At 36.1% G+C, this 7,923-nt stretch carries 8 protein-coding genes and 1 pseudogene; 5 read left to right on the plus strand and 4 right to left on the minus strand.

Going from position 1 to position 7,923, the window contains the following annotated elements; genetic code table 11:
- Positions 1–1,993: pseudogene (locus ACIQ2X_RS11575) on the minus strand (hypothetical protein); the annotation flags it as partial.
- A gap of 158 nt (positions 1,994–2,151) precedes the next feature.
- On the opposite strand from ACIQ2X_RS11575, the gene folE reads away from it, so the two are divergent.
- The 4 genes from folE to lgt all read left to right on the plus strand — a co-directional run bounded on the left by folE (position 2,152) and on the right by lgt (position 5,767).
- Positions 2,152–2,823 (plus strand): GTP cyclohydrolase I FolE, encoded by a 672-nt coding sequence (gene folE / locus ACIQ2X_RS11580; RefSeq protein WP_396179075.1) that lies wholly within the window; start codon positions 2,152–2,154, stop codon positions 2,821–2,823.
- A 134-nt stretch (positions 2,824–2,957) separates the two neighbouring features.
- The gene (gene cysS, locus ACIQ2X_RS11585) at positions 2,958–4,442 is read left to right on the plus strand and encodes a cysteine--tRNA ligase (RefSeq protein WP_396179076.1); all 1,485 of its coding nucleotides are present in this window, start codon (positions 2,958–2,960) and stop codon (positions 4,440–4,442) included.
- A 79-nt stretch (positions 4,443–4,521) separates the two neighbouring features.
- On the plus strand, positions 4,522–4,770 hold the full coding sequence (gene yidD / locus ACIQ2X_RS11590) for a membrane protein insertion efficiency factor YidD (protein ID WP_396179077.1): 249 nt from the start codon (positions 4,522–4,524) through the stop codon (positions 4,768–4,770).
- A 61-nt stretch (positions 4,771–4,831) separates the two neighbouring features.
- On the plus strand, positions 4,832–5,767 hold the full coding sequence (gene lgt, locus ACIQ2X_RS11595; RefSeq protein ID WP_396179078.1) for a prolipoprotein diacylglyceryl transferase: 936 nt from the start codon (positions 4,832–4,834) through the stop codon (positions 5,765–5,767).
- Positions 5,768–6,136: 369 nt separating this feature from the next.
- Here the strand turns inward: lgt and ACIQ2X_RS11600 are convergent, their stop codons facing one another.
- From ACIQ2X_RS11600 to ACIQ2X_RS11610, 3 genes are all read right to left on the minus strand, one after another.
- Positions 6,137–6,424, minus strand: coding sequence for a Uma2 family endonuclease (locus ACIQ2X_RS11600; protein WP_396179082.1), 288 nt, complete (start codon positions 6,422–6,424; stop codon positions 6,137–6,139).
- Positions 6,390–6,593: a hypothetical protein gene (locus ACIQ2X_RS11605; protein ID WP_396179079.1), complete on the minus strand. Its 204-nt coding sequence runs from the start codon at positions 6,591–6,593 to the stop codon at positions 6,390–6,392. The genes ACIQ2X_RS11600 and ACIQ2X_RS11605 overlap by 35 nt, the downstream gene beginning before the upstream one ends.
- Positions 6,594–6,669: 76 nt before the next feature.
- Positions 6,670–7,020: a helix-turn-helix domain-containing protein gene (locus ACIQ2X_RS11610; RefSeq protein WP_396179080.1), complete on the minus strand. Its 351-nt coding sequence runs from the start codon at positions 7,018–7,020 to the stop codon at positions 6,670–6,672.
- Between the two features lie 236 nt (positions 7,021–7,256).
- On the opposite strand from ACIQ2X_RS11610, the gene ACIQ2X_RS11615 reads away from it, so the two are divergent.
- Entirely contained in the window at positions 7,257–7,490 is a 234-nt protein-coding gene (locus ACIQ2X_RS11615; protein WP_396179081.1) for a hypothetical protein, read from the plus strand.
- Positions 7,491–7,923: the final 433 nt, after the last annotated feature.

Below are 7,923 nucleotides of genomic sequence, written 5' to 3' on the forward strand. Positions count from 1 at the left end.
TAATTACTTGGTAATCATTGGTGCCATCTGTAAAAGTTACGGTCGCTCCTGGAGTGCCTGTGAATACTAAAGTAAATGTCGCATTGGTACAAATGGTAGTAGACGTCGAAACAAAACTTGCGGTTGGTAAAGGGTGTACAATTAATGGAGTTGTAAATGCTTGTGATGGAGTACCGTTTTGAGTAATGACCAACGAGTATGTGTAAGTTCCAGCTGTCCCAGGAACTGGTACATCAATTGGGTTTTGTAGGTTAGAAATTACAACTCCATCATTGTCTGTCCATTGATAAGTGGTGGTAGTGCCTACTACTTCAGTGTAGGCTGCAAACAAATTAAAAGTAGCTGTGCCTAAACAAAATGGACCCGAATTACTAACATTCGCTATAATGCACGACTCGACCACAATAGTAGTAGATGTGGTGAATTCAGCACAACCATCAGGAGCTGGACCTGCCTCAATAGTGTATTTGATTTCATAAGTTCCAGGTGTAGCACCCGTTAAGTCTATAACTCCTGTATCGGGATTGATGGTTAAAACACCTCCAGGAACTGCTGGAATAACCGTAAAAGTTCCATTTGGAGTTAAATTAGTTAATATTGGTGCCAATGCACTATTGGAATTGAAACAATAGGTTAAAGGTGTATCGTCCGTATCTGGCGGATACGAAAAAGTCCCAGATGGATTACACATTGTAACTTGAAAAGGTCGTACATTAAAACACGCGTCGCCAAATGTATTTTCGATATACACATACACCGTTACTGGATCGCATGTTGGGGTCATAAAACTGGCTACTTGAGCGGGGGTCAAAGCTTGTGACGTCGCACCGGCAAGTGCGGCAGCTTCATCCAGAAAATAAAAAACTTCATACTCAAATGGGTCGACGGGAGCTAATATATAATCGGTTTGATTGATATTTATGGGACTCGTGGTACAAACGTTTTTATCTAAAGGATCATTAACAGGTAATGGAGGTGCGATGATCACTTCAAATTCGTCTTCAACAACTACATTATCTGTCTGACCACAACGAAAATACGTAGCAATCGCGGTATAGGTTGTATCTTCTGTGGGGCAGACCTCAATAGAGTCTCCAGTGCCAATCAAATTATCTGCTGCATCGTACCAATTTACGACAACCAAAGGTGGAATGGGATCAGCACCTGCAGGAATAAAACGCCACGCCTCCGAAGGACTTGCTGGAGTTCCTTGAACAGACCAAGATCCTGTATTTCTATTAGGAGGGGTTACTGCATTAGCTCCCGTTGTATTTATTACACCTATAAGTCCACGACCGCCGTTCCAAGTACTACAAAGTAATCTTTTATATACATAAACATCTATAATATTGGTCGTTTCATAAATAACAATTTGTGTTGTGCTCAATCCAGTATCTGTTTCATAACTAGAACCTAAATTACCACCACAAATAAACTGTGGCAAACGATTAAAGTTGGCTACAAAATATCTGTTTGGTGCCACACCACCCGCATAAAAATTCACATTTTGAATGGTTGCATTCTGAATTGGACCTCCTAAATCAGTATCTTGATATACACCGAAAATGGCATTATTTATCGGAAAGCCAGCGTTTGGAATGGTGGTATTATAAGACCATGGACATCCTTGGCCCGCTAATGCGCTATTAAAGCTAATAACTCCATTAGTACCTACAACAACTTTATCATAAGTCTGTCCGTAAAAGCAAAATTTAAAGGGTAAATTAAACACACTCGACCACGAATCATCACCATTTGCGTCAATTACTTGACCACCAGTGTAAGCGAATAAATTTTGATAATTTATAGGCTGCACTGTGTAACTATTAGTAGGTTTTATTAGGAAATAATCAGCCGTTAATGTAGTACAGTCTCCAGGATTACAAACTGAAATAGGTGTTAAAATTTCAACCTCAGCAATTGGCGCTTCCTGTCCATGAGACCATAGACTTATTAACAAGGCGAAGAATACTAAAAAGTAATTATTTTTCATATCAAACATAAATTTAGGCGTCGAAATTTACAAAAAAATAACAAATAATTAGTATCGTATTTTAATAATTTAAAATTTAACACCTAAGGAAATTCCTATGATATTATTATTTATCTTTGCGACACTATTTTTTTGAAGATTTTAAACAAAAACAATTAATGATAAATAATAAGGATTTGCAAGACGAGATTGGAAACAATCATATTGCAACAAGTGCTGAAAATCCCGTTAGAAAAGATGCTTTTGAATTAACGGACGACCAAAAAATTGCTTTGATAAAAGACGACGTGGAACGCATTTTACAAACAATAGGAATGGATTTAACGGATGATAGTATTCAAGGAACGCCTAATCGCGTAGCGAAAATGTTTGTTCAAGAACTTTTTAGCGGTTTAGACCCTTCCAAAAAACCAAAATCATCTACTTTTGAAAATAATTACAAATACGGCGAAATGTTGGTAGAAAAAAACATTACTGTTTATTCTACTTGTGAACACCACATGCTTCCTATTATAGGTAGAGCACACATTGCCTACATTTCAAGTGGAAGAGTTATTGGACTTTCCAAAATGAACCGAATTGTGGATTATTATGCCAAACGTCCACAAGTACAAGAACGATTGACGATGCAGATTGTACAAGAATTACAAATTGCTTTGAATACCCAAGATGTAGCATGCGTAATTGATGCCAAACACCTTTGTGTAAACTCAAGAGGCATTCGCGATATTGAAAGCAGTACGGTGACATCTGAATTTGGCGGAAAATTCAAAGAGCAACACGTTCGAAGAGAATTTTTAGATTACATTCAAATGGACACTAAATTTTAAGTTGAAGACGGAACCCCTAGCCCCGATAGAAACGGCATCCTTTTTCTCGCTCCCGATCCCGAAGTTTCGGGACGGGATTTTGCGAGGAAAAGATAAAGTGGATAGCGGGATAAAGCTCCTAAAAAAATATCAAGATGTCCTTATATAAAAATCAGTCGCTTAAAATTTATAATTCTCTTTCGGGTGAAAAAGAGGTTTTTACTCCTATTCACGAAGGAACTATTGGGATGTACGTTTGTGGACCAACTGTTTACAGCAATGTGCATTTGGGAAATGTGCGGACTTTTATGTCTTTTGATGTAATTTACCGCTACCTTTTGCATTTGGATTTTAAAGTACGCTACGTGAGAAACATTACGGATGCGGGACATTTGACTGATGATGGAAATGTGGAAAACGACCGTTTTGTGAAACAATCTCGGTTAGAAAAACTGGAACCGATGGAAATTGTCCAGAAATATTCGGTTGATTTTCGAAAAGTTTTGGACCATTTTAATTTTCTTCCTCCTACTATTGAACCTACAGCAACCGGACATATCATTGAACAAATTGAGCTTACTGAAAAATTGATTTCACTAGGTTTTGCTTACGAAAGCAGTGGATCTGTATACTTTGATGTTGCAGCTTATAATGCCAAGGGTTTGAATTATGGCGAACTGAGCAATCGGAATATTGACGAATTAATTGCCAATACCAGAGATTTGGACGGGCAAAGTGAGAAAAAAAATCCACAGGATTTTGCGCTTTGGAAAAATGCATCACCTGCCCATATCATGCGTTGGAATTCGCCTTGGGGAGACGGTTTCCCGGGTTGGCATTTGGAATGTACCGCAATGAGCACCAAATATTTGGGCGAAACTTTTGACATTCACGGTGGTGGTATGGACTTGAAATTTCCGCATCACGAGTGTGAAATTGCTCAAGGAAAAGCCTGCAACGGTGTAACGCCGGTAAACTACTGGATGCACACCAATATGCTTACAATGAACGGTTTGCGCATGAGTAAATCGACTGGAAATTACATCTTGCCGATGGAATTGGTTTCGGGCGACAATACATTTTTCGAAAAACCTTTTCATCCCAATATCGTACGTTTTTGTTTTTTACAAGCCCATTACCGAAGTGTTTTGGACATTTCGAACGATGCGATGATGGCCAGCGAAAAAGGCTTTAATCGATTGATGGAAGCGGTGAAAAATTTGAAAGAAATTACTCCTCAAAACGAGTCGACTCTAGATATTTCAAGGTGGAAAAAGGACTGTTATGAAGCGATGAATGACGACTTTAACACTCCAATTCTAATTGCACATTTATTTGAAGGCGTTAGATGTATCAATATTTTAAAAGAAGGAACGGCTGCGTTAAACTCAGAAGATTTAAAGATTTTTTCGCAGACTTTTGAAACTTTTATATTTGATGTTTTGGGTTTGCAAAATGTGAAAGATACCGCTGCAAATACCGATAAAGTAGAAGGTTTGGTCAACATACTGATAGAAATGCGAAAAATGGCACGCGCCAATAAAGATTTTGCACTTTCGGATCAGATTCGCAACCAATTAATCGAATTGGGAATTCAGTTGAAAGACGGTAAGGAAGGAACTAGTTTTAGTATTCAGTAATCAGTCACAGTTTTCAGTCGCAATGTTCAGTCACAGTTTTCAATCGCTGTTGGAAGTTTGCAGTAGCAGTAAGAAAAATATGTTCAAGAAAATTGTCATTTTCCCTTTTATAATAGTCATCCGATTTTATCAAGCGGGAATTTCTCCGTTTTTGCCTTCGGCTTGCCGGTTTACGCCAACTTGTTCGCAATACACACTTGAAGCTTTGCAAATTCATGGCCTTTTTAAAGGCGGATTTCTTGGTGCAAAGCGAATTTTGAGTTGCCATCCCTGGGGAAAACGCGGTTACGATCCTGTACCTCCCAAATCGTGCAACCACAAACATTAATACAATTTTAAAGCGGTTTTAAATTCAAAATCCTATTTTTGTACAACTAAAACAAAATACAATGCATTTATTGGGAATAGTTTGGAATCCATCGGAAGGATTGGATTTGGGATTTTTTATGGTTCGTTACTACAGTTTGATGTTTGTCGTGGCTTTTGGACTGGGTTGGTACATTATGAAACACATTTTTGAAAACGAAAATGAACCCATCGAAAAATTAGATTCTTTATTTATTTGGACGGTTTTGGCTACTTTGTTAGGTGCTCGATTGGGACACGTAATTTTCTACCAACCAGAGTTGTTCACCCAGGATCCCATTTCGGTTTTTCTACCGTTCAAAACGCAACCTACCTTTCAATTCACAGGATTTAGCGGATTAGCCAGTCACGGTGCAGCAATTGCCATCATCATTTTTATGTTTTATTTCAGCAAAAAAGTAATGAAGCGACCTTTGCTTTGGGTTTTGGACCGTATCGTAATTCCGGTGGCAAGTGGAGCGATTTTTGTGCGTTTGGGTAACTTTTTCAACTCTGAAATTTATGGTCATACTACTTCTGGGGATCACTTTTACGCAGTGAAATTTGTTCGAGAAGAAGAATTTTGGTTAGGCAGAGATGTTGAGCAAATCACCCAAATACCAAATCAAAATGCGGCATATCACGCATTGGAAGATAATGCACAATTTAGTGATGTTTTGGCGGCTATCCCATTCCGGCATCCTTCTCAATTGTATGAAGCATTTGGATACATTTTTGTTTTTTTGGTTCTTTTTTACGGCTACTGGAAAACGGACATGAAAGAAAAACAAGGATTGTTATTCGGAATGTTTTTGGTTTTACTCTTTACCGTTCGGTTTATTGTAGAATTTGTCAAAGAGAGCCAGGGAGGTTTTGAATCGGCTTTGGGCTTGCTTTCTACAGGTCAATGGTTGAGTATTCCGTTTATAATTGTAGGGTTGTATTTTATTTTGAAAGCGAAGAAGGTGACGTATTTGTAGCAAATGATAGTTCTGAAGATTCTTCTTAACTACACGATAAATAAAACTAATCTGACGTTAATAGTAAAATAGAAAGATTTAAAAAAACAGTTTGGAAGAAATTTCAATTGCTAAAATGCTCCAGCATAAAATTCAAAGTGTGATTGATTTTTTGAAGTCAAAAGTTCATTAAAATTGTACACCATCTTTTTAATTTCAAACTTCTTTTTTAGATACTATCAAATAGTATTTTATTTCACATTACTAAAAACACTTTCTAACTCAATTTTCATATCTGGAAAAAGCGGACTCAAGATTATTTCTTCCTCAGAATAAGGTTTTAAACCTATATCCTTTTCGTTTTGCAATGAATAAACCAAAACCAACCGCTCACTGGGCTCTACAATACAATATTCTTTTATACCGCTTTTTTTCCCACAATTTGAATTTTGTATCCACATCGTGTTTGCTGTTATTTGGCGATAAAATTTCTACAATTAAATCTGCAGCACCATTGCAACCCCTGTCGTCTAATTTGTATTCATCGCAAATAAAGCACAAATCTGGCTGTGCAACGGTTGTGCTTTTTACAGCAGATGGAATTGGTAAACGAACGTAAAAAGGAGCGACATAAACAGAACAGCTATGATTGCGAAAATAACCAAATATAATAAAAATTTAGATTTTGAGAAATGGATTGGTGATTTCTACTAGGAGCTGGACTCATTTTTTTTACAAATCCTTTTATCAATTCAACACGTTCAGAAAACTGCCACAGCAAATAATCGGAATAAGCGTATTGTTTAGTTAAGTCTAAATCAGCAAAATTTTTAACAATCGCACTCATAAAAATTAAGTTTAGTTCAAAGGTATGGAAATTTATAAAAACTGTAAACTACAGAAGTTTTAAAAAGTTCTTAAGTTTATTTCCCCAACAATGACTTCAGCAACGCAATTTGCTCGTCTTTAGCGGCGATAAGTTTTTCGTAAATTTCTTTGTTTTCTTGAATTAAAGCTTCTACGATATAACCACCAGTTCCAGTAGGATCGGTTTTATTATATTGTTTAGATGAAATATCAGCAAAAAACGCTTTTGGATTCATTTCAAATATATGTAAAATTTCTTCTAAATACTTTGCCCATGAATAGGTTTCTCCGATTTCTAATCTTTGGTAGGCTGACGTTGTTATATTTAACTTATCGGCCATATCAGCATAATTTAATCCTTTTTGAAGTCTTAGGCGTTTAATTTTATCTACAATGGCGTTATTCATTTTTGTTATTTTTTTTACAAAAGTATACATTTTTGTATAAAAAACGAATATCGCTATATAAGTATTTGATATTTAATTAAATAGAAATGCACAAAATACCCATTTTTAGGGTTGGTAAATAACATTGTAAAACGCAATTTTACAACATCAAAATATCTCGAGAAAAACGTTTTGATAAATAAAATTATTTACTAACTTGCTTGTATCGACAAACTACAAGCACAATACTTTTAAAAATGAATTTAGAGAATTTAAACTTAGTAGAGCTTAATGCTCAAGAAGTTGCAGAAATTGACGGAGGTTGGGGAGGTGTTTTAGTGAGAGTCTTGCAAGGATTGGCCATAGCGTCGGGTCTAGTGGTAGCATGTCACGAATCATCTTGCTCTAAGTGCAACGGAAGTGCTGGAGCGGGTAATGCAGCAGCTATGGCAGGAGCTCAAGTAGGTGGTGTAGGTTCATACTTAAAATAAACACCAAATTAGTCTGAAGATTACAGTGGTAATTTCATTTATTTGTAGTAAACCAAAAGTAATTTTCAGACTAAAATTGTTAAACTGTTAAAATTATAAACTTTTTAAAAAGAAAAATGAAAACATTAGAAGTGATTATTTATATACTAATTGTAGTACTGGGGACATTACGGGTTATTTTTCATATCAAAATACCATATTTTTTACCTACCTTCACTTTGATGTTTTTAATATTAGGGCTTCTATACTTTCGAAATTATAAAAAAAATAAATAATTTTTCTTTTTGAAATTTATACCACCCCAAAAAATCTTATTGCCAAAAACAGAAAGGAGAGCTCATCTATTTCCGATCTAACAACGATTTTAGCAACGCAATTTGCTCGTCTTTACTGGCAATAAGTTTTTCGTAAATTTCTTTGTTTTCTTGAATTA

The sequence above is a fragment of the Flavobacterium sp. genome (genome assembly GCF_044368625.1).
Taxonomy (GTDB): domain Bacteria; phylum Bacteroidota; class Bacteroidia; order Flavobacteriales; family Flavobacteriaceae; genus Flavobacterium.